Below are 25506 nucleotides of genomic sequence, written 5' to 3'. Positions count from 1 at the left end.
CTGAACGTGTCCGGGCCACCGGGCAAATCTTAGAGCACCGAAGGCAGTAAGCCCACCAGGCTTCCCTTCTCCAGCAGCGCGATCGCTTTATCAATATCCGGCGCAAAGAAACGGTCATCATCGTAATGCGCGACCTGTTCACGCAGCAGATGACGCGCCTGTTCCAGCAGCGGGCTGGACTTCAGACCTTCACGCAGATCAACGCCCTGACATGCGGCCAGCCATTCCACCGCCAGCACGCCACGGGTGTTGGCGGCCATCTCCCACAGACGACGTCCAGCGGCCGGGGCCATCGAGACATGATCCTCCTGGTTCGCTGACGTTGGCAGACTGTCCACGCTGTGCGGATGCGACAGGGCCTTGTTCTCGCTCGCCAGCGCCGCGGCCGTCACCTGGGCAATCATAAATCCGGAGTTGACCCCGCCGTTGCGGACCAGGAACGGCGGCAGCTGGGACATATGTTTATCCATCATCAGCGCGATGCGACGTTCGGATAAGGCCCCCACTTCCGCAATCGCCAGCGCGATATTATCCGCCACCATCGCCACAGGCTCGGCGTGGAAATTTCCCCCGGAGACCACTTCGTTTTCCTGAGCGAACACCAGCGGGTTATCAGACACCGCATTCGCCTCCACCAGCAGCACTTCTGCCGCGTGGCGCAGCTGCGTCAGACAGGCTCCCATCACCTGGGGCTGACAGCGAAGCGAATACGGATCCTGTACCTTGTCACAGTTATGGTGAGAGTCTGCAATTTCGCTGGTCTCGGTCAGCAGGTGACGGTACATCGCCGCGGCGTCAATCTGCCCGCGCTGGCCGCGCACCTCGTGGATACGGGCGTCAAACGGACGACGTGAGCCAAGCACCGCCTCGGTGGTCAGCGCACCGCACACGACCGCGGAGGCGAAAAGATCTTCGGCTTCAAACAGACCACGCAACGCAAACGCCGTCGAGGCCTGGGTCCCGTTAAGCAGCGCCAGCCCCTCTTTCGCCGCCAGCGTTATCGGGGTCAATCCGGCTTTTTTCAGCGCCTCTTTCGCGGGGAGCCACTCGCCCTTCCAGCGAGCCTGACCTTCACCGAGCAGCAGCAGCGACATATGGGCCAGTGGCGCAAGATCGCCGGATGCACCGACGGAACCTTTTGCCGGGATCCACGGATAGACCTCCGCATTCACCAGCGCCATCAGCGCCTCGATCACGCTGAGGCGAATTCCGGAGAACCCACGTGCCAGGCTGTTGATTTTGAGCACCATCATCAGGCGGACAATGTCATCATCCAGCGGTTGACCGACACCCGCCGCATGCGAAAGCACCAGCGAGCGCTGTAAATTTTCCAGATCGTGCGTGGCGATACGCGTCTGCGCCAGCAGACCAAATCCGGTATTGATGCCGTAGGCGGTACGTCCTTCGGCAATAATGGCTTCAACGCAGGCAACGCTGTCGTTAATCGCGGCGTGGGCGCTTTCATCAAGTGAGAGCGTAACCGGTTGACGCCAGACGTTACGCAGCTGTTTGAGCGTCAGTGAGCCGGGAGTGAGGGTTAAGGCGTTCATTAATGCTTTCCTTGTGTGGCAGGGATCATCGGCAGGTTCAGGCCCTGCTCTTTGGCACATTCAATCGCAATCTCGTAACCGGCATCCGCGTGGCGCATTACGCCGGTTGCCGGGTCGTTATGCAGCACGCGAGCGATACGCGCTGCCGCTTCATCCGTACCATCACACACGATGACCATTCCCGAGTGCTGGGAGAAGCCCATACCTACGCCACCACCGTGATGCAGCGACACCCAGGTCGCCCCGCTGGCGGTATTCAGTAAGGCATTCAGCAGTGGCCAGTCGGAGACGGCATCGGAGCCGTCGCGCATGGCTTCGGTTTCACGGTTCGGGCTGGCAACAGAGCCCGAGTCGAGATGGTCCCGTCCGATAACAATCGGCGCGGAGACTTCACCGCTGCGCACCATTTCGTTAAAGGCCAGACCCAGTTTTTGTCGCCACTCCAGCCCGACCCAGCAGATCCGCGCCGGCAAGCCCTGGAAGTTAATGCGCTCGCGAGCCATATCCAGCCAGTGGTGCAGATGTTCGTCGTCGGCGACGATCTCCTTCACTTTGGCGTCGGTTTTGTAGATATCTTCCGGGTCGCCGGACAGGGCCACCCAGCGGAACGGACCAATACCGCGACAGAACAGCGGACGAATATAGGCAGGCACAAACCCCGGGAAGTCGAAGGCGTTACTCACGCCCATCTCTTTCGCCATCTGGCGAATATTGTTGCCGTAATCAAATGTCGGAATGCCCATCTGGCTAAAGGCCAGCATGGCGTTCACGTGCTCCGCCATGGAACGTTTAGCGGCGAGCACCGTGCCTTCCGGGTCACTTTCGGCTTTTTGCTGATACGCTTCCCACGTCCAGCCCGATGGCAGATAGCCGTGAAGGGGGTCGTGCGCGCTGGTCTGGTCGGTGACGAGATCCGGGCGTACGCCACGGGCCACCAGTTCAGGGAGAATGTCAGCCGCGTTGCCGCAGAGCGCAATCGACATCGCTTTGCCTTCTGACGTGTATTTTTTGATGCGTGCCAGCGCGTCATCCAGGTTTTCAGCCTGTTCATCGACGTAACGGGTACGCAGTCGGAAATCAATGCGGCTCTGCTGACATTCGATGTTCAGGGAGCAGGCACCGGCAAGGGTCGCGGCCAGCGGCTGTGCGCCCCCCATTCCCCCCAGACCGGCGGTCAGTACCCAGCGACCTTTCAGCGAACCGTTATAATGCTGACGACCGGCTTCCACGAAGGTTTCGTAGGTGCCCTGCACAATCCCCTGACTGCCGATGTAGATCCAGCTTCCCGCCGTCATCTGGCCATACATCGCCAGCCCTTTGGCGTCCAGCTCGTTAAAGTGTTCCCAGGTCGCCCAGTGCGGGACAAGGTTAGAGTTGGCGATCAGCACGCGCGGTGCATTCTTGTGGGTTTTGAACACGCCGACCGGTTTGCCGGATTGCACCAGCAGGGTTTCGTCATGTTCCAGATGAGTCAGGGATTCAACAATCGCGTCATAGCACTCCCAGTTGCGCGCGGCGCGGCCTATGCCGCCATACACCACCAGCTCGTGGGGGTTCTCCGCGACCTCAGGATCGAGGTTATTCATCAACATGCGCAGCGGGGCTTCGGTGAGCCAGCTTTTGGCGGTAAGTGTGGTGCCGCGCGCGGCGCGGACATCCTGCTGGCGGTATTTACCTGACGACATTGTGTGCTCCTCATACGGGACAGATGATGTATTCAGATATACTTGTATAGACAAGCACACACAAGGTCGGATTTAACAAAAAAGATACAATTTTGTTATATTGCGTTAGCTATCACGCTTTTAAAACGTATGACCCTTACGACATGAAATGGCCCTGCAGCCGGTATCGATTTCCCGGGAACAGCAGTCTGGCATGCGACACAATATGCGACGAAGACCAGGTACGGCGACGAATGAGCAGGCAAGGATCGTGCTCTTTGATCCGCAACAGTTCGCACTCCTGCGGCGTAGCGCGAACCGCTTCCACAATATGTTCCCCTTCCGTCAGCGGCGCGATGAGCGAAAGATAGGCATGCGGTGTGGTCTGGGTGTAATCCTGATCCAGGTACTCGGGCACCCGATCGGCGTTCACGCAGCGATCTTCAATCTGCACCGGGATGTCGTTTTCATAATGCACCATCACGGAATGAAAGATGCGGCTTCCCTCTTTGACATTCAGCTCCACGGCCTGCTCGGCGCTGGCCTGTGTCTCTTCGAGCACCAGCACTTCACAGTGGTGCTGATGGTTACGCGAGGCTATCTCATCGGCAATACTTCTGATCTCAAACAGCGCTGATTGCCCTTTCGGCTCCGCAACGAAGGTTCCGACCCCCTGCAGACGCACCAGAAGGCCCTCATCGGTCAGCTCGCGCAGCGCCCGGTTGATGGTCATTCGGCTAAAACCAAACTGTGCGACCAGTTCGGCCTCGGACGGAATGCGATCGTGCGGCCGCCAGACGCCGGTTGCGATTTTTTCGCTGATGGCCTGCTTCACCTTTTCATAGAAAGGCGCGGGAGGGCTGGACTGCGACAGCGGTGAGCGTGAAAACATCCTGACTCCTTAAACGTTGTTATGCCCACCAGTGAGCAATTTGCCAGGCCAGACGAGCGGCAAGCTTTGCCCCCTGTCCGTCCCGATCGTACTGCGGGTTAAATTCTACCAGATCGGCAGCCTGCAGTTTTCCACTGCGGCAGATATGTTCAATCACCGGCAGAAGATCCAGCGCGGGTACCCCTAACGCCGCGGGCGCTGAGACGGCTGGCATTTCGCCAGCAGGCAAAACATCGAGGTCAATGGTGAGGTAAACGCGGTCGGCCTGGGCCAGAACCTTGTCCAGAGCCGATAACGCATCTCGCCTGAAATGAAGGTCTTCCACCAGCGTGACGTTTAGTCGCTCAGCTTCATCCCACAGCGCCTGCGTGTTCGCCGCCCGGCTGACGCCCAGGCAGGCATACTGAAAATCGCGCGCCTGTTCCACACAGTAGTGTGCCAGCTGACGAAAAGGCGTGCCGGAGGTCGCGTGGTCCGCCTTGCGCAGGTCAAGGTGTGCATCCAGGTTTATCACCACCACGCGCGCGTTCGGGAAAGCATCCAGAACCCCGCGGCCATGCGCCCAGGCGGTCTCGTGTCCCCCGCCAAAAACCAGCGTACGCATGCCGGACTGCTGGCAGGCCTGCACGGCATCGCTTAACGCCCGCTGAGCCGCTTCCAGGTTATCGCCCTCGACATATACCGACCCCATATCCACCAGCCGGTCATGTCCATGATGACTTGCCATGTTCGCCAGCGCTTTGCGAAGCACCTCCGGGGCCTGTACGGCGCCGGGCCTGCCCTGATTGCGTTTTACCCCTTCATCACATTCAAACCCTATCAAAGCGATGCCGGATGACTGAGGGGTAAATACCGGCATCTGTCGTAGGGTCTGAAAAATACGTTTTGCATTGCTGGCCTCGGCGCTGTCGTCGCGCCCCTGCCAGACGGTCTCGGCAACCGGCCGCCAGAGTCTCATACGCTCTCCCCACGGAAAATACGTTGATACAACGGATTGCGTCCCGGCTCGTAGACCATTTCGACCGGGTGATGTGCATCCCAGACGACAAAGTCAGCCACGAATCCAGCCTGCAGCTGCCCGTGCGTGGCCCCGCGTCCCAGCGCCTGGGCAGCATGTCGCGTCACGCCAGCCCAGGCCTCTTCAGGCGTCAGGCCAAACTGCACGCAGGCCATATTCATCGCGAGATGAATACTCGCGAACGGGCTGGTGCCGGGGTTATAGTCGGTGGCGACAGCCATGGGAACGCCCTCTTTTCTGAGTTTTTCAACCGGCGGACGCTGGCGCTCCTGAAGAAAATAGAACGCCCCCGGCAGTAATACCGCAACCGTGCCGTTGTGCGCCATCGCCTGAACACCGTCATCGTCGAGATATTCAATATGATCGGCGGAAAGCCCCTTAAAGCGGCTGACCAGCGCCGCGCCGCCAAGATTTGAAAGCTGTTCCACGTGTCCTTTGACCGGAATCCCCAGGGCAGTGGCAGCGCGGAAAAGCCGCTCGGTTTGCGCTGGCGTGAAGCCGACATTTTCGCAAAACACATCCACGGCTTCGAATAAGCCTTTTTGCCACAGCGTGGGCATCATCTGCTCGCACACCCTGGTGAGATACGCGTCCGCGTCGTGGCGGTATTCCGCCGGAACCGCATGCGCAGCCAGAAGCGTTGGGCTGATCTCTACCGGATTGTTCTGGCCCAGCTGGCGGGCGACCTGCAGCATCTTCTCTTCCGCTTCGGCGTTGAGACCATATCCCGACTTGATTTCAACCGTGGTCACCCCTTCATCGATCAGCCGCTGCAGACGCTGTTGCGCCAGCCTGAGCAGGGTCTCGGGCGAACTGCTCCGCGTCGCCGTCACGGTCGCGTTAATCCCGCCGCCCTGCGCGCTGATGGTTTGATAAGAGACGCCGTTCAGACGCTGCTCCCACTCTGCCGCACGATCGCCACCGAACACCAGGTGGGTATGGCAGTCAATCAGCCCGGGGGTGACCAGACGACCGTGCAGATCGACACAGTGACGGTGGCCGGAAGGGATGTCAGATTCGGGAATGACGGCCAGAATCGTCTGGCCGCGCACCACCAGGGCGTGCTGCGCTTTCAGGCCATAAGGCGTGCTGTCGTCCGGGATCATTGTCGCCAGTCGCGCATTGCGCCATATTACATCGTCGGGATGAAGCTGCTGCATGGGCATTCCACTTGTCATGGGTTGTATAGACATTTATTTTCATCTGCCCCCTGCTGTCAACCGCTCTGGCGGAAAATGTTATTTATTTGTGATGACTTTCCCGCCTCCCGCGGGTAAAAAATGCATCTTTTACCCTTTTTATCTTCCCGTTTCGCTCAACTTAGTATAAAAAAGCAGGCTATTTCGTCTATCCCGTTAAGACTTGCATACCCAGGAGCTTTACCTTGAACATTTCCAGGATTTCCCGTCTGGCGTTAGCGCTCGCCTTTGGCGTGACATTATCCGCATGCAGTTCTACCCCACCGGACCAGCAGCCTTCTGAGCAGGTTGCACCGGGTACCGCCTCTCGCCCGATTTTGTCCGCTGATGAAGCGAAGAACTTTGACCGTGCACACTACTTCTCGGCGATGGACCCTAACGCTGCGCCGTGGACACCGTCTTCTATTAACCTGCCGAAACAACCTGACTTCGTTGTCGGTCCGGCAGGTACGCAGGGCGTGACGCACACGACGATTCAGGCTGCGGTTGACGCGGCTATCACCAAACACAGCGCCTCTCGCCAGTACATCGCGATCCTGCCTGGGGAATATGAAGGCACCGTTTACGTTCCGGCAGCACCGGGCAGCATCACCCTTTACGGGACGGGCGAGAAAGCGGTCGACGTGAAAATTGGTCTGGCGATTGATTCTGAAATCGACAGCAACACCTGGCGTCGCCTGGTCAACCCGGCGGGTAAATACATGCCAGGCAAACCGGCGTGGTACATGTTTGACAACTGCCAGAGCAAGCGTGCAGCTACCATCGGCGTGATGTGTTCGGCGGTCGTCTGGTCTCAGAATAATGGCCTGCAGCTGCAGAATCTGACCATTCAGAATACCCTGGGCGATAGCGTGGATGCCGGTAACCACCAGGCCGTTGCACTGCGTAGCGATGGCGATAAAGTGCAGATCAACAACGTGAATATTCTCGGCCGTCAGAACACCTTCTTCGTGACGAACAGCGGTGTTCAGAACACGCTGCAGAATAACCGTCTGACCCGTACGCTGGTCACTAACAGCTACGTTGAAGGTGACGTGGATCTGGTCTCCGGTCGCGGCGCGGTGGTGTTTGAGAACACCGATTTCCGCGTGGTGAATTCACGCACTCAGCAGGAAGGTTATGTGTTTGCCCCGGCCACGCAATCCAACCTGTTCTACGGCTTCCTGGCCGTTAACAGCCGCTTTAACGCGTCCGGTGACGGCGTCGCGCAGCTGGGCCGCTCGCTGGATGTGGACTCTGCCACCAACGGTCAGGTTGTTATTCGTGACAGCGTGATCAACGAAGGTTTCAACATGGCTAAGCCATGGGCCGATGCCGCTATCTCCAAACGTCCTTTCTCCGGCAATACCGGTAGCGTGGATGATAAAGGTAACGTGCAGCGCAACCTGAATGACGCTAACTTCAACCGCATGTGGGAATACAACAACCGCGGTCTGGGTAGCAAAGTAGTTGCTGAGCCTAAGCAATAAAAGAATGCGTTGATGTCTTTTGCTGTACTCGCCCGGCGCCCACCGGGCATAAAAAAACCTCGCATTTGCGAGGTTTTTTGTTTTAAGCCTTTTAGTGTGCGTTTACCACCACCCACATTGGCCCCTGGCCGACGGCGTAACGCCCTTTCTCTTCCAGCAGCCCCTGCGCACCTTTGATTTCGTACAGCGCGATGTGGTGGGATTTTTGCCCCGCCGCAATCAGGTATTTACCGCTGTGATCGATATTAAACCCGCGTGGCTGGGTTTCGGTAGGCTGGAAACCTTCAATCGCCAGCACGCTACCGTCTTCAGAAACGCTGAATACCGTAATCAGGCTGGAGGTACGGTCGCAGGCATACAGATGACGCCCATCCGGGGTGATGTGAATATCAGCCGCCCAGCGGGTGTCAGAGAAGTCAGACGGCATCATATCCAGCGTCTGCACGCACTCAATCTTGCCGTTAGGATCTTTCAGTTCCCATACGTCCACAGAACTGTTCAGCTCGTTCACCACATAGGCGTACTGCTGGTTCGGGTGGAACACCAGATGGCGCGGGCCCGCGCCCTCAACGGTGGTCACTTCTGCAGGATTCTGCGCCACCAGGTGACCGTCATCGCTCAGGGTAAACAGGCAGATACGATCCTGTTTCAGCGCAGGGACCCACAGCGTACGGTTATCCGGAGAAATATTCGCCGAGTGGCAACCTTCCAGCCCTTCAACCACCTCCACGGTTTCAACCGGTAGGCCCGCTTCCAGACGCGTTACGCTGACACAGCCCGCATTGTAAGAGCCGCTGAAGATGAAGTTGCCTTTGCGATCGGTGGAGATATGCGTTGGGCTGCCCGGCAAAGGTGCTTCCGCAGTGTAAGTCAGCGCGCCGTCGTCCGGCGAGATGCGGTAGGCCAGCACGCGAAACTCCGGGCGCACACCCACGTACAAGAAACGTTTATCCGGGCTGATAACCATCGGCTGCACCTGACCTGGCACATCAACAACCTGAACCAGCGTGAGGGTACCCTCGGTATTTAAACGCCAGACGTGGATCTGCTGGCTTTCAGGACTGGCGGTATAAACGGTTTGTTTCATGAATATTCACTCCTCACTGCGCATGAAAGTAGTTAACTTTTGACGGTGAATGCTGAATTGTCATCGGGAATTTTGAAGCCTTTGCCTCTCGGTGTACCATCCCTTCAGAACGTAAATTCAATATTAACCCGGAAAAACAAATGACCTCGCGTGTAATAGCTCTGGATTTAGACGGTACCTTACTTACTCCGCAGAAAACCCTTCTCCCCTCTTCCCTTGAAGCACTCAAACGCGCGCAGGAAGTGGGATATCAACTCCTTATCGTAACGGGTCGACATCACGTTGCCATTCATCCTTTTTATCAGGCACTGGCGTTAGATACACCTGCAATTTGTTGTAATGGCACTTATTTGTATGATTATCAAGCAAAAAAGGTTTTAGAATCCGATCCGCTGCCCGTGCCTCAGGCGCTGCAATTGATTGATCTGCTTGATGAGCATGCCATTCACGGCCTGATGTATGTGGATAACGCAATGGTGTATGAACGTCCGACAGGCCACGTGATCCGCACCAGCAACTGGGCATTGTCTCTGCCTGAAGCGCAGCGTCCGGTCTTTACCCAGGTTTCCTCCCTGCGCCAGGCGGCTCAGGATGTCGATGCTATCTGGAAATTTGCGCTGACGGATGAAGATACCACCAAACTGAATGCCTTCGCGACGCACGTTGAACAAACGCTGGGTCTGGAGTGCGAGTGGTCCTGGCACGACCAGGTCGATATCGCCCGCAAAGGCAACAGCAAAGGCAAACGTCTGGCACAGTTCGTGGAGTCTCAGGGCGGGTCAATGCAGGATGTGATTGCCTTTGGCGATAACTACAACGACATCAGCATGCTGGAGGCCGCCGGTACAGGCGTGGCAATGGGCAACGCCGACGATGCGGTAAAAGCGCGTGCTAACGTCGTGATTGGTGATAACACCACCGACAGCATCGCGCAGTATATTTATACCCACCTGCTGTAATCAGGTGGTGATGGAGACGCTCTTGATTTGTGCGTAAAGCCACAGGCCAGGCTTGATCCCTAACTCATCTCTGGCCCACGGACTGATGCGCGCCCAGAGCGTCTTGCTGCCCACTTCGAGCTTCACTTCAACCTGACCGTCATCATCAAAACACTCCGCCACTTTCGCGCGCAGGATATTGCGAATACTGGTCTGCAGCGGCGCTTGCAGCACCAGAGAGACATCTGAAGCCTGAATACGTATACGCAACGCAGACTGCAGCGGTTTGTCGATTTTGTTGACCCACAGATGCTGGTCGCCCAGCGCCAGCGCGGTCATCGCATAGTGCGGGTGATGTTCCAGCACGCTCACCTTAAGGATGCTGCTCTGCTGCTCCTTCGGTAACCACGGGTGCATCACGCTGCTGCCCCACACCTCTTCCAGATGACCGAATGCCTTAACGCTGCCCTCTTCCAGTACCAGCACTTTATCGGCCAGATGCAGGATCTCATCCAGCGAATGGCTGACGTAGAGCATCGGGATATTGATTTCACGCGCCAGTCGCTGAAGATAGGGCAGCAGTTCACGTTTTCGCGGAATATCCAGCGAGGCCAGCGGTTCGTCGAGCAACAGCAGTTCTGGCGCGGTGAGCAACGCGCGGCCTATCGCCACGCGCTGTTTTTCACCACCAGAAAGCGATGAAGGGAGACGGTCCAGCAGTGACTCAATGCCCAGCAGCGCCACCAGCTTATCAAATTGCGCGGCCATGCTTTTGGCCATGCCGTAGCGAAGATTACCGCGCACGCTGTAATGCGGAAATAATCGCGCATCCTGAAAAACATAACCAATTCGCCGCTTATCCGGTGCCAGGTAAATTTTGTTCTCAACGTCGTTTAAGACACGATCGTTGAGCACAATCCGTCCGGACTGCGGTCGCGTCAGTCCGCTGATGGCATTGATCAATGAGGTTTTCCCTGCACCTGATACGCCAAAGATGGCGGTAATGCCGCTCGCAGGCAGCGTCTCGTTAAGGGTCAGGGTATGATTTCCCAGCGTCTGGGTGAACTGAAGTTCGAGCATGACTATTTCCCCATCCGCTCGCGACTGAGTCGCGCCAGCCATTCCGAAACCAGCAGCGAGACCAGCGCCAGCACAATTGAGATAATGCACAGCCGCGCCGCGGCACCTTCTCCACCCGGCGTCTGGATCAGGGTGTACATTGCTGACGGGATCGTTCGCGTCTCACCGGGGATATTCGACACAAAGGTAATCGTGGCACCAAACTCACCCAGCGAGCGGGCGAACGCCAGTACCGTGCCGACAATAATGCCCGGCAGCGTAAGCGGGAGCGTGATGGTGAAAAAGACGCGCCAGCGCCCGGCACCCAGCGTGCGGGCAGCCTGTTCCAGTTTGATATCAACCCCTTCCAGCGCCAGGCGAATGGCCCTGACCATCAGCGGGAATGACATCACCGCCGCCGCCAGTACCGCCCCTCGCCAGCTAAACGCAAACGTCAGCCCAAACCAGTCATATAACCATTCGCCAATGAAACCGCGCCGCCCCATCGACACCAGTAGCAGGTAGCCAACCACCACCGGTGGCAACACGAGGGGAAGATGAAGAACGCTATCCAGCAGGGCTTTGCCGGGAAACTTACAGCGAACCAGTAACCAGGCAAAGAAGATCCCAAAGGGCAAACTCAGCGCAACCGCCAGGGAAGAGACTTTCAGGCTCAGCAGGACAGCCTGCCATTCAGGATCGGTCAATATCATTAGTGAGTCGTAAATCCGTAACGTTTAAAGATTGCGGACGCTTCGGGTCCCTTCAGGTATTCGCTGAAGGCCGTCACGGTCGCATTTTTATGTCCATCAACAATCGCAACAGGATATTCCACTTTCTTGTGGGAGTCTTCCGGGAACGTACCAACCACTTTCACCCCTTTACTGGCGACGGCGTCCGACCCGTAGACTATCCCCAGCGGCGCTTCATTACGTTCAACCAGCGCCAGAGCACCGCGCACATCTTCAGCCGGAGCCAGTGTGGGCGATAACGTCTCCCAGGCACCCAGTTTTTGCAATGCTTCTTTGGCGTAGATCCCCGCCGGTACATGCTCCGGATCGCCAACGGCCAGGCGTCCTCCGTTCAGCAACCGGGTCCAGGGGGTCTCGTTGTTGATAGTGATTTCGCCTTGCTGACTGGCTTTCGGCGCCACCACGACGAGGCTATTCCCCAGCAATGTTTCGCGGGTTGTCGCATCAATCGATTTCTTTTCAGCCGCGTAATCCATCCACTTCTGGTCTGCAGAAATGAACAGATCGGCCGGCGCTCCCGCTTCAATCTGACGTGCCAGCGTCGATGAAGAAGCAAAAGAGGAGACCACCTCGACGTTCTTCTCTTTTTTATACGCTGTCGCAATATCCTGCATCGCGTTGGTCAACGACGCTGCCGCAAAGACGGTAATTTTACCCTCGTCAGCCAGCGCGTGTCCGCTCAGCGAAAGTGTCAGCGTTGCCCCTGCGAAAAGGCGTACCCATGTACGTGCCATTTGTAGCTCCTGTGAGTATCGTTATATACACACTAATATAACGGTAACTCCGGGGAGATCCCAGCGTTAAATCGTACCGCTCAAGGGGTACAGCAAGCTGATGCTTTAAATAATATCGGCGAGAAAGGGAAATACTTGAGAGCAAAACGCCCGGGCAAGCCGGGCGTTTCGGGGGGAAATTAATGCTGCTTTTTAGCCTGGTCTCTGTGACCAATGTTCGAAAATACGTTGAACACTTCACCCAGGCCGTAGATGGCACCGAGGATAACGGCCATCACTACTGGTACCATGATCACGGCGAATACCAGACTTTTCAACAATTCCAACATGGTTTTCTCCAGATATTGTGAATGGCTTATTCTACCCTGAAAAGTGAGAAAAACATCCCCTTTTGTGCGGTGCCCTTTGCGACCTTCGCCATTTGGGTCACAATGCACTTTTTGCCAGGACAGTGTTATGCAGGCCGAAATTCTCCTCACTCTACGACTACAGCAGAAGCTTTTCGCCGATCCGCGACGTATCGCCCTGCTTAAACAAATAGAACAAACCGGTTCAATAAGCCAGGGGGCTAAGAACGCTGGCATCAGCTATAAAAGCGCCTGGGATGCCATCAACGACATGAACACCCTGAGCGAGCAAACGCTGGTTGACCGGGCCACGGGCGGCAAAGGCGGTGGAGGTGCGATCCTGACACGTTACGGCCAGCGCCTGGTTCAGCTGTATGATCTGCTGGCGCAGATCCAGCAAAAAGCGTTTGATGTGTTAAGTGACGACGATAATCTCCCGCTGGACAGCCTGCTGGCTGCCATTTCACGTTTTTCGCTGCAAACCAGTGCCCGTAACCAGTGGTTTGGCACGGTGATGGCGGGCGATAACGCCCAGGTGCAGCGTCATATTGAGATCCTGCTTGCCGATGGAACAACCCGTCTGAAAGCCGCGATTACCGCACAAAGCGCAGACCGGCTGGCGCTGAATGAAGGTAAAGAGGTGCTGGTGTTACTGAAAGCGCCGTGGGTGAATATCACTGCCGATGCCGAAAAAGCAAAAGCCGCTGATAACCAGCTACGCGGTACCATCCGCCACGTTGAACGCGGTGAAGAGCAGTGTGAAGTACTGATGACCCTGCCGGACGGGCAAGAACTCTGCGCAACCCTTCCCCTCAGCGACGCCGCAGAATTAGAAGAAGGTGCTGTGGTGACCGCATATTTCAACGCCGACCGGGTGATTATCGCCACATTGTGCTGAGCACATTGACAAGCGTGTCGACAGTGAGTATCCCTGACAACTGTTGCTGCAAAAAATGGGATAAGTCATGTCATCATTGCATATTTCGCAAGGCACGTTTCGTCTTAGCGACACCCGAACGCTGACGATTTCTGATTTAACAATACGCGCCGGGGAAAGCTGGGCGTTTGTCGGTACAAACGGAAGCGGGAAATCAGCGCTGGCCCGTGCGCTGAGCGGAGAGCTCGCGCACCTTAAAGGTGAATACCAGTGTAACTTTACGCGCCTGACGCGCCTGTCATTTGAACAGCTGCAAAAGCTGGTGAGCGATGAATGGCAGCGCAATAACACCGATTTACTCAGCCCGGGCGAAGAGGATACGGGCCGCACAACGGCAGACATTATTCAGGATGAGGTCAACAATCCTGCCCGTTGTGCGTATCTGGCAGAACAGTTTGGCATCACCTCCCTGCTGAACCGGCGCTTTAAATACCTCTCGACAGGTGAGACCCGGAAAACGCTGCTGTGTCAGGCGCTGATGAGCGAGCCGGAACTGTTGATTCTGGATGAACCGTTCGACGGTCTCGACGTGCAGTCCCGCGCACAGCTGGCCACCCTGCTCGGCTCGCTTAACCAGCAGGGCTATACGCTGGTACTGGTGCTTAACCGTTTTGATGAAATTCCTGAGTTTATTCAAAATGCTGGCGTGCTCGCTGACTGCAACCTGACTGAAACCGGCGAAAAATCGGCGTTACTTAAGCAGGCGTTAATTGCCCAGCTGGCGCACAGTGAAAACCTGGACGGCATCGCGCTGCCGGAACCAGACGCACCTTCTGCCCGCCACGCGTTAGATCCCCACCAGCCGCGCATCGTGCTGCGTGATGGCGTGGTAGCGTATGACGATCGACCGATCCTTAATCATCTCAGCTGGACGGTCAACCCGGGTGAACACTGGCAAATTGTTGGCCCCAACGGCGCGGGTAAATCAACGCTGCTGAGCCTGATCACCGGCGATCACCCTCAGGGCTACAGTAACGATCTCACCCTGTTTGGCCGCCGCCGCGGAAGCGGTGAAACGATCTGGGATATCAAAAAGCATATCGGCTATGTCAGCAGCAGCCTGCATCTGGATTACCGGGTCAGCACCACGGTGCGCAATGTGATCCTGTCCGGGTATTTTGATTCCATCGGCATTTATCAGGCGGTCTCGGACAAACAGCATAAGCTGGCCCAGCAGTGGCTGGATATTCTGGGGATGGATAACCGGGTCGCTGACGCGCCGTTTCATAGCCTTTCATGGGGACAGCAGCGTCTGGCGCTGATCGTTCGCGCGCTGGTGAAACACCCGACCCTTCTGATCCTCGACGAACCGCTACAGGGGCTGGACCCATTAAACCGCCAGCTGATCCGCCGTTTTGTGGATGTCCTGATTAGCGAAGGTGAAACGCAGCTGCTGTTCGTTTCCCATCATGCCGAAGATGCCCCGTCCTGCATTACGCACCGCCTCGAGTTTGTGCCCGACGGTGAACGCTATCAGTACCTGCTGAGCAAAATCGATTAACTCCGGAGGGCTCTGCCCTCCATTTTTTCGGATAACCTGCACAAAGACTTCCCTATCCCTTTGATCTACAATGTCGCATTGCCGCCAAAAAACGGATTTTAAAAGCAGTGTAAACGATTCCACTATTTTATCCCATGTCACACTTTTCGCGTCTCTGTTATGCTATGGTTATTACATACCATAAGCCCAATGGAGCGAAATATGCGAGTTCTGGTAACAGGTGGTAGCGGTTACATTGGTAGTCATACCTGCGTGCAGCTGCTGCAAAACGGTCATGATGTCATCATCCTCGACAACCTGTGCAATAGTAAGCGCAGCGTGCTGCCTGTGATTGAACGTCTTGGCGGTAAACAACCAACCTTCGTGGAAGGCGACATCCGCAATGAAGCGTTGATGACCGAGATCCTTCACGACCATGCCATTGAGACGGTGATCCATTTCGCCGGCCTGAAAGCGGTGGGTGAATCCGTCGCGAAACCGCTGGAGTATTACGACAACAACGTCAACGGTACCCTGCGTTTGATCTCCGCCATGCGCGCAGCGAACGTCAAAAACTTTATCTTCAGCTCTTCCGCAACCGTCTACGGCGATCAGCCAAAAATCCCTTACGTTGAAAGCTTCCCGACCGGTACGCCGCAAAGCCCGTATGGCAAAAGCAAACTGATGGTGGAGCAGATCCTCACCGATCTGCAAAAAGCACAGCCTGAATGGAGCATCGCCTTGCTGCGCTACTTCAACCCGGTTGGCGCCCATCCGTCAGGCGATATGGGTGAAGATCCACAGGGCATCCCGAATAACCTGATGCCGTACATCGCCCAGGTGGCCGTTGGCCGCCGTGAGTCTCTGGCTATTTTCGGTAATGATTATCCAACCGAAGACGGTACCGGTGTGCGTGATTATATCCACGTCATGGATCTGGCCGACGGCCACGTGGCGGCAATGCAGCAGCTGGCCGATAAGCCAGGCGTGCATATTTATAACCTCGGCGCCGGGATCGGCAGCAGCGTGCTGGACGTCGTGAATGCCTTCAGTAAGGCCTGCGGTAAGCCTGTGAACTATCACTTCGCACCGCGCCGTGAAGGCGACCTCCCGGCTTACTGGGCCGATGCCTCCAAAGCCGATAAAGAGCTTAACTGGCGTGTCACCCGCACGCTTGATGAAATGGCACAGGATACCTGGCACTGGCAGTCTCGCCATCCACAAGGTTATCCGGACTAAGGATCCGTCATGACTTCGTTCAATCCCGTCGATCATCCGCATCGTCGTTTTAACCCGCTAAGCGGGCAATGGATTTTGGTTTCTCCGCATCGCGCCAAGCGTCCCTGGCAGGGGGCGCAAGAGACGCCTGCAAAACAGACGCTTCCCCAGCACGACCCGGACTGCTTCCTGTGTCCGGGCAACACGCGTGTGACGGGCGATAAAAACCCGGACTACAAAGGCACCTTCGTTTTCACCAACGATTTTGCCGCCCTGATGACCGACACGCCCGACGCGCCGGATAGCCAGGACCCGCTGATGCGCTGTGAAAGCGCGCGCGGCACCAGCCGTGTTATCTGTTTCTCGCCCGACCACAGCAAAACGCTGCCGGAGCTGAGTGTTGACGCGCTGAAAGAGGTCGTCAGCACCTGGCAGACGCAAACTGCTGAGCTGGGTCAGACCTACCCGTGGGTACAAGTGTTCGAAAACAAGGGCGCGGCAATGGGCTGCTCTAACCCGCACCCGCACGGTCAGATCTGGGCCAACAGTTTCCTGCCAAACGAAGCCGAGCGTGAAGACCGTCTGCAAAAAGCCTATTTCGCGGAAAACGGATCGCCGATGCTGGTGGATTACACCCGTCGTGAACTGGCCGATGGCAGCCGAACGGTGGTGGAAACCGAGCATTGGCTGGCCGTCGTACCTTACTGGGCAGCATGGCCTTTTGAGACGCTGCTTCTGCCAAAAGCACAGGTTCTGCGCATCACCGATCTGAGCGACGCACAGCGCGATGACCTCGCCCTGGCACTGAAGAAACTGACCAGCCGTTATGACAACCTGTTCCAGTGCTCCTTCCCCTACTCAATGGGCTGGCATGGCGCTCCGTTTAACGGTGAAGAGAATCAACACTGGCAGTTGCATGCCCATTTCTATCCGCCGCTGCTGCGCTCTGCGACGGTACGTAAATTCATGGTGGGCTATGAAATGCTGGCAGAAACCCAGCGTGACCTGACGGCAGAACAGGCTGCAGAACGCCTGCGTGCTGTGAGTGACGTCCATTATCGCGAATCAGGAGTCTAAAAAATGAGTCTGAAAGATAAAACACAATCCCTGTTTGCTGAGAAATTTGGCTACCCTGCCACCCATGTCATTCAGGCGCCTGGCCGCGTGAACCTGATTGGTGAACATACCGACTATAACGATGGTTTCGTTCTGCCGTGCGCCATTGATTACCAGACGGTCATTAGCTGCGCTAAGCGCGATGACCGCACAGTCCGCGTTATTGCAGCGGATTACAATAATGAGACGGATGAGTTTTCCCTCGATGCCCCCATCGTTACCCACGACAGCCAGCAATGGTCTAACTACGTGCGCGGCGTGGTAAAACACCTGCAGAAACGTAATAAAAACGTGGGCGGCGCTGATCTGGTCATCAGCGGAAACGTGCCTCAGGGCGCCGGGTTAAGCTCGTCTGCGTCGCTGGAAGTCGCCGTGGGTACCGTCTTCCAGCAGCTTTATCATCTGCCGCTGGACGGGGCACAAATTGCCCTGAATGGTCAGGAAGCGGAAAACCAGTTTGTGGGCTGTAACTGCGGCATCATGGACCAGCTGATCTCTGCGCTGGGTAAAAAAGAGCATGCCTTGCTTATCGACTGCCGCTCTCTGGGCACCAAAGCCGTTCCCTTGCCAAAAGGCGCAGCTGTGGTAATTATTAACAGCAACTTTAAACGCACGCTGGTGGGCAGCGAGTACAACACCCGCCGCGAGCAGTGTGAAACCGGCGCACGTTTCTTCCAGCAACCTGCGCTGCGTGACGTTTCGCTCAACGAGTTCAATAAAGTGGCGCACGAACTGGATCCGGTAGTGGCGAAACGCGTTCGTCATGTGCTGACGGAAAATGCCCGTACCGTTGAAGCGGCGTCCGCGCTGGCGAAAGGTGACCTGAAACGTATGGGTGAACTGATGGCAGAATCTCACGCCTCCATGCGCGATGATTTTGAAATCACCGTTCCGCAAATTGATACCCTGGTGGACATCGTCAAAGCCACGATTGGCGATAAAGGCGGCGTGCGTATGACCGGCGGCGGCTTCGGTGGCTGCATTGTTGCCCTGGTGCCGGAAGAGCTCGTTCCTGCCGTCCAGCAGGCGGTGGAAAAACAGTACGAAGCGAAAACAGGTATTAAAGAAACTTTCTACGTGTGTAAAGCATCACAAGGAGCAGGACAGTGCTAAACGAAACGCCAACCCTTGCCCCGGATGGCCTGCCGTATCGCCTGTTAACCCTGCGCAACAGCGCAGGAATGGTGGTTACGTTAATGGACTGGGGTGCCACTTTGCTATCCGCTCGCGTACCAATGCCTGATGGCAGCGTACGTGAAACCCTGCTTGGCTGCGCGTCGCCTGAGCAGTATGTCAATCAGTCCGCCTATCTTGGCGCGTCTGTCGGCCGTTATGCTAACCGCATCGCGAAAAGCGCTTTCGAACTTGATGGCGAGCGTTACTCGTTGCTTTCCAGTCAGGGCGAAAATCAGTTACACGGTGGACCTGAAGGGTTCGATAAGCGCCGCTGGAAAATCGTTCAGCAAAACGACCGCGAAGTGCTGTTCTCACTGGACTCGCGTGACGGTGACCAGGGATTCCCCGGTAACCTCACCGCGTTCGCGCATTTCACGCTGGCTGACGATAACCGTATCGCCATTGAATATCGCGCGAAAGTTGATAAGCCGTGCCCGGTCAATCTGACCAACCACGCTTATTTCAACCTGGACGGCAACCAGTGCGACGTGCGTAATCACGCGCTCCAGATCCTGGCCGATGCCTATCTGCCGGTGGATGAAATGGGGATCCCGTATCAGGGACTCAAGGCCGTCAGCGGTACCAGCTTTGATTTCCGCAGCGGAAAAACCATCGCGCAGGATTTCCTGAGCGATGACGATCAGCGCAAGGTGAAAGGCTATGACCACGCGTTCCTGCTGCAGGCGAAAGGTGATGTGACTCAGCCTGCCGCGCAGGTCTGGTCTGCAGATGAGAAACTGCAGATGACGGTCTACACCACGGCCCCTGCCCTGCAATTCTATTCAGGCAACTACCTTGGCGGTACCACGGCACGCGAACATGAAGAGTACAGCGACTGGCAAGGTCTGGCGCTGGAAAGCGAGTTCCTGCCGGACAGCCCGAACCATCCAGAATGGCCACAGTCGGACTGTGTGCTGCGCCCGGGTGAAGAGTACGTTAGCGTGACAGAATATCATTTCATCCCGCATTCATAATTCCCAGCCCTCCTTGCGGAGGGCTTTTTCTCTCCGTCTTGCTGAAAATAGCGCCGATCGCAGACAAAATCATAACCCTGGATTCACAAGCATCTTACACTCAGAGACTATTTTCGCTATGGTTAGGGTTAAGCGTTGCTGCTGGCACTGTCACGGCAATATAATGAGAATTGTTATCATTCAATAAAGCTTATGAGGAGTACGATATGGCTGTAACTAAGCTGGTCCTGGTGCGTCATGGCGAAAGCCAGTGGAACAACGAAAACCGCTTTACCGGTTGGTACGACGTTGATCTGTCAGAAAAAGGCGTAAGCGAAGCAAAAGCAGCAGGTAAATTGCTGAAGGCTGAAGGCTTCAGCTTTGATTTTGCTTACACCTCTGTGCTGAAACGTGCCATCCATACACTGTGGAACGTTCTGGACGAACTGGATCAGGCCTGGCTGCCGGTTGAGAAATCCTGGAAACTGAACGAGCGTCACTACGGTGCGCTGCAGGGTCTGAACAAAGCGGAAACCGCTGAAAAATACGGTGACGAGCAGGTTAAACAGTGGCGTCGCGGCTTCGCGGTAACCCCACCAGAGCTGACCAAAGATGACGAGCGCTACCCGGGCCACGACCCGCGTTACGCGAAACTGACGGATGCTGAGCTGCCAACGACCGAGAGCCTGGCGCTGACCATCGACCGCGTTGTGCCTTACTGGAACGAAACCATTCTGCCACGCCTGAAAAGCGGCGAGCGCGTGATCATCGCAGCTCACGGTAACTCCCTGCGTGCGCTGGTGAAATACCTGGACAACATGGGTGAAGACGAGATCCTCGAACTGAACATCCCAACTGGCGTTCCGCTGGTGTATGAGTTCGACGAAAACTTCAAACCAATCAAACATTACTATCTGGGCAACGCTGATGAGATCGCTGCAAAAGCCGCGGCTGTAGCGAACCAGGGTAAAGCGAAATAATTTTCGCTGGACATAAAAAAAGCGTGGAGCAATCCACGCTTTTTTATTTGGCTCCTGAAACTCAGCCGCGACGCGCTTTTACCGCATTCGCCAGCTGACGCAGAAGGGCATCCGTATCGTCCCAGCCGATGCAGGCGTCCGTGACGCTCTTACCGTAGACCAGCGGCTCGCTGCCTTCCAGATTCTGGTTACCTTCCACCAGATGGCTTTCGATCATCACGCCAATAATCGCGTTCTCACCGCCGGCAATCTGCTGACAAACATCGGCGCCGACTTCCATCTGCTTTTTAAACTGCTTGCTGGAGTTGGCATGGCTGAAGTCGATCATCACCTGTTGTGGCAGACCCGCTTTTTCCAGCCCGACCTTCACGTCTGCGACATGTTTTGCGCTGTAGTTCGGCTCTTTACCGCCACGCAGAATAATATGACAGTCACCGTTACCACTGGTATTCACAATGGCGGAGTGACCCCATTTGGTGACGGACAGGAAGCAGTGCGGTGCCCCGGCGGCATTGATGGCGTCAATTGCCACCTTAATGGTGCCATCGGTACCGTTTTTAAAACCAACCGGACACGAGAGACCTGACGCCAGTTCGCGGTGAACCTGAGATTCTGTAGTACGCGCACCGATTGCGCCCCAGCTCATCAGATCCGCCAGATATTGCGGCGTAATCATGTCGAGGAACTCACCGGCAGCCGGCAAACCGCTGTCGTTGATCTCCAGCAGCAGTTTGCGCGCAATACGCAGACCGTCGTTGATCTGGAAACTGTTATCCATATGCGGGTCGTTAATGAGCCCTTTCCAGCCAACGGTCGTACGCGGCTTTTCAAAGTAAACACGCATGACAATTTCCAGCTCGCCTTGCAGTTCTTCGCGAAGCTGGAGCAACCTTGCTGCGTACTCTTTGGCCGCAGCAGGATCGTGAATTGAGCAAGGGCCAATCACCACCAGAAGACGATCGTCATTACCTTTCAGGATCTTATGGATCGCTTTACGAGCATGAGACACCGTGTTTGCGGCATTTTCAGTGGCGGGGAATTTCTCAAGGAGTGCTACAGGAGGTAATAACTCATTGATCTCTTTAATACGTAAATCGTCGTTCTGATAATTCATTTTCTTTCCAGCTCTGCCATATCTTTAGTAATGAAAGCAATCCTTTCAATCTAACTTGCCGACCAGAAAGTGTAAACACGGTTTTACACTTCACGCAGATAATTCCTGGAATTCACCTAAAAATCGCCACAAAATAGCGAAAAACGAGATCTAACCTAAGCTTTTTAACTGTAACAACCACTTTTGTTTGATTAAACGCGATTCCATACTGACGTAAGTCCGTATGACGGAATCTTTCGCCTCTGAAAAAGATGCACTGTTGGAAAATGTTATCCAGCGTAACGACAAGAACAGGAGCACCAAGATGAAAATGACGAAACTGGCAACCCTCTTCCTCACAGCCTCCCTCACCCTGGCAAGCGGCAGCGTCCTTGCTGCTGAGACGGGCTCAACAGATAACAACGGTGACGCGAATGCCGCGGCGGCGGCGGGACAGGTCGCCCCTGATGCAAAACAGAATATCGCCCCGAATAATGTCGATAACAGCCAGATCAATACCGGGAACACCAATACCGGAGGCACGATGTTGCATCCGGACAGTAGCGGCTCTGGCACCATGAATCATGACACGATGAGTACCGATGAGATGCATAAGAACACCATGTGCAAAGACGGTAAGTGTCCGAATTCGAATGACAAAGTGGGCGACGATGCCAATACCAAAACGGATGGCACAACCCAATAATCCGTGACGGATGTAAACGTAAAAGGAGAGCTCTGGCTCTCCTTTCTTTTTGGAGTAAGCCATTAAAAACGCTACACTAAAAACAATAACAAAAAGGAAAGCTGATATGGCGCACACGCATTCACACACCCCGTCTCCTGGCGATGACAACGCTAAACGCCTTATGCTGGCCTTCGGCGTCACGGCAACGTTTATGGTTATCGAGGTCATTGGTGGCCTGGTATCCGGCTCCCTGGCGCTTCTGGCGGATGCCGGACATATGCTTACCGATGCCGCCGCCCTGCTCTTTGCCCTGTTGGCCGTGCAGTTTGCCCGCCGTCCGCCTAACGCGCGTCATACCTTTGGCTGGCTGCGGCTGACCACTCTGGCGGCGTTTGTTAACGCTATTGCTCTGGTGGTTATCACCCTTCTTATCGTCTGGGAAGCCATACAGCGCTTTCGACACCCACAGCCGGTCGCCGGAGCGACAATGATGGTTATCGCCGTAGCAGGTCTGCTGGCGAATCTTCTGGCGTTCTGGATTTTGCATCGCGGCAGCGGGGAAAAGAACCTCAACGTGCGCGCTGCGGCTCTGCATGTTATGGGCGATTTACTGGGTTCCGTCGGTGCTATTGTGGCCGCGCTGGTGATCCTTTATACCGGCTGGACGCCCGTCGACCCGATTCTTTCCGTGCTGGTATCGTGTCTGGTATTGCGCAGTGCCTGGCGGCTGCTGAAGGAGAGCGTGAATGAACTGCTTGAAGGGGCGCCGGCATCCGTGGACATTGCCGAGCTTAAACGCAACCTGCGTCGTTCCGTGCCCGAAGTGCGCAATGTGCATCATGTTCACGTCTGGCTGGTGGGTGAGAAACCGGTCATGACATTGCACGTCCAGGTGATCCCTACCCATGACCATGATGGCCTGCTTGAGCGCATCCAGCACTTTCTCGAACATCACTATGAGATTGGCCACGCCACCATCCAGATGGAGTACCAGCCCTGTAACGGCCCGGACTGCCACCTGAACGAGGCGCAGTCCGGACATTCACATCATCACCATCATTAGTTCGAAAGCGCGCGAGAGCCTCGCTCACGCGCGCTATTAATCCACATCCGGCTCCCGTTCAGGGCAATGAAGGTCAGCAGCAGATACTCCAGCGACATCGCATAGACGCCCTGAAGTGCAAAAATAACCACGCTAATGACGTTAATGACGACCCAGAGCAGCCAGTTCTCAACGTATTTACGGGTCATCAGGATCATCGCCGCAATCGACAGCACCATCATGCAGGAGTCCCAGAACGGGAAAGCATCCGGCTGGAGTGATGGCATAGCGACATTCAGCCCGAGGCCAGACATGACCGACACCGCGACACGGGTCAGGAATGCAAACACCGGGTTGATATAGACGGTCATTAAACCAATGGCGACAACGCAGGCGACAAACCAGGCGATGGCTTTCGGTAAGGGCAGCCAGCGGATTTGCAGCTCCGCCTCCTGCTGGCTGTTCTGCCGCGACCACGCGTACCAACCGTAAATGTTCGCCGCAAAGAAGAACAACTGCAAAAGCAGGCTGGCGTACAGCTGGATCTGGAAGAAGATAATCGCAAAGAGCGTAACGTTAATTAACCCGAACGCGTAGTTGCTGATCTTCTCCAGGCTTGCCAGCCAGATACACAATAACCCAGCCAGCGTACCCACGGCCTCAATCCATGACAGGTCATAGCCACCTGCACCAATCGGTATATGAACCAGAATGTTCTGTGTGCTAAAAAAATCCATCTTTTCCCCAGGGCGTATTGAATTAAGTACGTAGTGTAGCCGCAAAATCCAGCATGCGGTTAAGCGGAATTAACGCACCTTCACGCAGAGCAGCATCCACATGGATTTCATGCGCTGCTCCGCCTTTCTCCAGCCCCTCAGCAATAGCTTTCAGGCCGTTCATCGCCATCCACGGGCAGTGCGCGCAGCTACGACACGTCGCCCCCTCGCCCGCCGTTGGTGCTTCAAGCAGCTCTTTCTCAGGCACGGCCTGCTGCATCTTATAGAAGATACCGCGGTCGGTTGCCACGATGAGCTGCTTGTGCGGCAGCGTCCTGGCAGCATTGATAAGCTGGCTTGTGGATCCCACGGCATCCGCCATGTCGACAATGGACTGCGGTGATTCCGGGTGAACAAGGATCGCTGCGTGCGGGTAAAGCGCCTTCATGCGCGAGAGCGCCTGCGTCTTAAATTCATCATGAACAATACAGGCACCCTGCCAGCAAAGCACGTCAGCGCCGGTCTGCTTCTGCACGTAATTGCCGAGATGGCGGTCAGGCGCCCAGATGATTTTCTCGCCCAGGCTGTCCAGATGCTCAATCAGTTCAACGGCGATGCTTGATGTCACGACCCAGTCTGCCCGCGCTTTCACTGCGGCAGAGGTATTGGCATAGACCACCACGGTACGGTCCGGATGGGCATCGCAGAAGGCCGAGAACGCATCAATCGGACAGCCGAGGTCGAGTGAACACTCCGCATGTAGCGTTGGCATCAGAATGTTTTTTTCAGGGCTGAGAATCTTTGCGGTTTCCCCCATAAAGCGAACGCCTGCGACCAGTAACGTGGAAGCAGGATGTCTGGCACCAAAGCGTGCCATCTCCAGAGAGTCAGAGATGCAGCCCCCGGTTTCTTCCGCCAGTTGCTGGATTTCCGGGTCGGTGTAGTAATGTGCAACCATCACTGCATCTCGCTCTTTGAGAAGACGTTTGATCTTCTCACGGTAAAACTGCTTCTCATCCTGACTCAACGGGACAGGCTTTGGCGGGAAGGGATAGATTGCGGCTTCTGGATCAAACATCACGCTCATTATGGCTTCTCGTTTTACTGGCTTAACATTATTGCCTTTCTTTTGCATGACATAGCAAAACGGACGGCAAATGTGTTTTGTATACTAAACAAGATAGCGAATTTGCGAGAAAAAGTCACCGGAAATAGGTGTGCGTAGCACGCATCGGATGGCGACTTCGCTGGAGCCGACCTGCAAGGTCAAAATATGCGGAATACAGATAGCAAAAAAGCGCCTTTAGGGCGCTTTTTTACATTGGTGGGTCGTGCAGGATTCGAACCTGCGACCAATTGATTAAAAGTCAACTGCTCTACCAACTGAGCTAACGACCC

At 55.7% G+C, this 25506-nt stretch carries 24 protein-coding genes and 1 tRNA gene; 11 read left to right on the top strand and 14 right to left on the bottom strand.

Annotated elements, in window-relative coordinates; translation table 11 throughout:
- Window positions 1-29: 29 nt before the first annotated feature.
- The 5 genes from hutH to hutI all read right to left on the bottom strand — a co-directional run bounded on the left by hutH (window position 30) and on the right by hutI (window position 6284).
- Window positions 30-1550 carry a histidine ammonia-lyase gene (gene hutH / locus JTA15_RS02405; protein ID WP_047743870.1) on the bottom strand — a complete coding sequence of 507 codons (1521 nt, stop codon included), beginning with the start codon at window positions 1548-1550 and terminating at the stop codon, window positions 30-32.
- Window positions 1550-3235 carry a urocanate hydratase gene (hutU, locus tag JTA15_RS02400; RefSeq protein WP_020884940.1) on the bottom strand — a complete coding sequence of 562 codons (1686 nt, stop codon included), beginning with the start codon at window positions 3233-3235 and terminating at the stop codon, window positions 1550-1552. Before hutU ends, hutH begins: the two co-directional genes overlap by 1 nt.
- Window positions 3236-3371: 136 nt before the next feature.
- Window positions 3372-4106, bottom strand: a complete 735-nt coding sequence (locus JTA15_RS02395; protein WP_014169210.1) for a histidine utilization repressor — start codon at window positions 4104-4106, stop codon at window positions 3372-3374.
- 19 nt (window positions 4107-4125) lie between these two features.
- Complete coding sequence (gene hutG / locus JTA15_RS02390; RefSeq protein ID WP_196087711.1) at window positions 4126-5064, bottom strand: formimidoylglutamase; 939 nt, start codon at window positions 5062-5064, stop codon at window positions 4126-4128.
- Window positions 5061-6284: an imidazolonepropionase gene (hutI, locus tag JTA15_RS02385; protein ID WP_063925249.1), complete on the bottom strand. Its 1224-nt coding sequence runs from the start codon at window positions 6282-6284 to the stop codon at window positions 5061-5063. Before hutI ends, hutG begins: the two co-directional genes overlap by 4 nt.
- Window positions 6285-6508: 224 nt before the next feature.
- Here hutI and JTA15_RS02380 point away from each other — a divergent pair, with 224 nt between their 5' ends.
- Window positions 6509-7792: a putative acyl-CoA thioester hydrolase gene (locus JTA15_RS02380; protein ID WP_014169207.1), complete on the top strand. Its 1284-nt coding sequence runs from the start codon at window positions 6509-6511 to the stop codon at window positions 7790-7792.
- A 91-nt stretch (window positions 7793-7883) separates the two neighbouring features.
- Here the strand turns inward: JTA15_RS02380 and pgl are convergent, their stop codons facing one another.
- On the bottom strand, window positions 7884-8879 hold the full coding sequence (gene pgl, locus JTA15_RS02375; protein ID WP_050737375.1) for a 6-phosphogluconolactonase: 996 nt from the start codon (window positions 8877-8879) through the stop codon (window positions 7884-7886).
- Window positions 8880-9019: 140 nt separating this feature from the next.
- On the opposite strand from pgl, the gene JTA15_RS02370 reads away from it, so the two are divergent.
- Window positions 9020-9838, top strand: a complete 819-nt coding sequence (locus JTA15_RS02370) for a pyridoxal phosphatase (protein ID WP_219372819.1) — start codon at window positions 9020-9022, stop codon at window positions 9836-9838.
- On the opposite strand, the gene modC is transcribed toward JTA15_RS02370, so the two are convergent.
- The 4 genes from modC to JTA15_RS02350 form a co-directional block, all read right to left on the bottom strand.
- Window positions 9839-10897: a molybdenum ABC transporter ATP-binding protein ModC gene (gene modC, locus JTA15_RS02365; RefSeq protein ID WP_219372818.1), complete on the bottom strand. Its 1059-nt coding sequence runs from the start codon at window positions 10895-10897 to the stop codon at window positions 9839-9841.
- A 2-nt stretch (window positions 10898-10899) separates the two neighbouring features.
- Window positions 10900-11589, bottom strand: coding sequence for a molybdate ABC transporter permease subunit (gene modB, locus JTA15_RS02360; RefSeq protein WP_014169203.1), 690 nt, complete (start codon window positions 11587-11589; stop codon window positions 10900-10902).
- Window positions 11589-12362: a molybdate ABC transporter substrate-binding protein gene (modA, locus tag JTA15_RS02355; protein WP_063925289.1), complete on the bottom strand. Its 774-nt coding sequence runs from the start codon at window positions 12360-12362 to the stop codon at window positions 11589-11591. The genes modB and modA overlap by 1 nt, the downstream gene beginning before the upstream one ends.
- Before the next feature lie 179 nt (window positions 12363-12541).
- Window positions 12542-12691, bottom strand: a complete 150-nt coding sequence (locus JTA15_RS02350; RefSeq protein WP_020884948.1) for an AcrZ family multidrug efflux pump-associated protein — start codon at window positions 12689-12691, stop codon at window positions 12542-12544.
- A gap of 127 nt (window positions 12692-12818) precedes the next feature.
- On the opposite strand from JTA15_RS02350, the gene modE reads away from it, so the two are divergent.
- From modE to gpmA, 7 genes are all read left to right on the top strand, one after another.
- Window positions 12819-13607, top strand: coding sequence for a molybdenum-dependent transcriptional regulator (modE, locus tag JTA15_RS02345; RefSeq protein ID WP_047366362.1), 789 nt, complete (start codon window positions 12819-12821; stop codon window positions 13605-13607).
- A gap of 67 nt (window positions 13608-13674) precedes the next feature.
- Window positions 13675-15147, top strand: a complete 1473-nt coding sequence (gene modF, locus JTA15_RS02340) for a molybdate ABC transporter ATP-binding protein ModF (protein WP_020884950.1) — start codon at window positions 13675-13677, stop codon at window positions 15145-15147.
- Between the two features lie 201 nt (window positions 15148-15348).
- On the top strand, window positions 15349-16365 hold the full coding sequence (gene galE / locus JTA15_RS02335) for a UDP-glucose 4-epimerase GalE (protein ID WP_020884951.1): 1017 nt from the start codon (window positions 15349-15351) through the stop codon (window positions 16363-16365).
- Between the two features lie 9 nt (window positions 16366-16374).
- On the top strand, window positions 16375-17421 hold the full coding sequence (gene galT, locus JTA15_RS02330) for a galactose-1-phosphate uridylyltransferase (RefSeq protein WP_014169198.1): 1047 nt from the start codon (window positions 16375-16377) through the stop codon (window positions 17419-17421).
- Between the two features lie 3 nt (window positions 17422-17424).
- Window positions 17425-18573, top strand: a complete 1149-nt coding sequence (gene galK / locus JTA15_RS02325) for a galactokinase (protein WP_078774853.1) — start codon at window positions 17425-17427, stop codon at window positions 18571-18573.
- Window positions 18567-19610, top strand: a complete 1044-nt coding sequence (gene galM / locus JTA15_RS02320) for a galactose-1-epimerase (RefSeq protein WP_219372817.1) — start codon at window positions 18567-18569, stop codon at window positions 19608-19610. The genes galK and galM overlap by 7 nt, the downstream gene beginning before the upstream one ends.
- A gap of 206 nt (window positions 19611-19816) precedes the next feature.
- Window positions 19817-20569 (top strand): 2,3-diphosphoglycerate-dependent phosphoglycerate mutase, encoded by a 753-nt coding sequence (gpmA, locus tag JTA15_RS02315; RefSeq protein ID WP_020884954.1) that lies wholly within the window; start codon window positions 19817-19819, stop codon window positions 20567-20569.
- A 61-nt stretch (window positions 20570-20630) separates the two neighbouring features.
- Here the strand turns inward: gpmA and aroG are convergent, their stop codons facing one another.
- Entirely contained in the window at window positions 20631-21683 is a 1053-nt protein-coding gene (gene aroG, locus JTA15_RS02310; protein ID WP_014169194.1) for a 3-deoxy-7-phosphoheptulonate synthase AroG, read from the bottom strand.
- 304 nt (window positions 21684-21987) lie between these two features.
- Here aroG and JTA15_RS02305 point away from each other — a divergent pair, with 304 nt between their 5' ends.
- Entirely contained in the window at window positions 21988-22368 is a 381-nt protein-coding gene (locus JTA15_RS02305; protein ID WP_025204646.1) for a YbgS-like family protein, read from the top strand.
- 106 nt (window positions 22369-22474) lie between these two features.
- Complete coding sequence (gene zitB / locus JTA15_RS02300; RefSeq protein WP_020884956.1) at window positions 22475-23413, top strand: CDF family zinc transporter ZitB; 939 nt, start codon at window positions 22475-22477, stop codon at window positions 23411-23413.
- Here zitB and pnuC read toward each other — a convergent pair.
- From pnuC to JTA15_RS02285, 3 genes are all read right to left on the bottom strand, one after another.
- Window positions 23410-24129: a nicotinamide riboside transporter PnuC gene (pnuC, locus tag JTA15_RS02295; RefSeq protein WP_020884957.1), complete on the bottom strand. Its 720-nt coding sequence runs from the start codon at window positions 24127-24129 to the stop codon at window positions 23410-23412. The two genes, zitB and pnuC, sit on opposite strands and share 4 nt — an antisense overlap.
- Before the next feature lie 22 nt (window positions 24130-24151).
- Window positions 24152-25195, bottom strand: coding sequence for a quinolinate synthase NadA (gene nadA / locus JTA15_RS02290; protein WP_073395772.1), 1044 nt, complete (start codon window positions 25193-25195; stop codon window positions 24152-24154).
- 235 nt (window positions 25196-25430) lie between these two features.
- A tRNA-Lys gene (locus JTA15_RS02285) sits at window positions 25431-25506 on the bottom strand.

Origin of the sequence: Enterobacter sp. BIDMC 29, from assembly GCF_019378755.1 — a bacterium.
In the GTDB taxonomy this organism is placed as follows: domain Bacteria; phylum Pseudomonadota; class Gammaproteobacteria; order Enterobacterales; family Enterobacteriaceae; genus Enterobacter; species Enterobacter ludwigii.
Note: the sequence above shows the minus strand (reverse complement) of the source record. Positions and strands in the feature narration are given on the sequence as shown.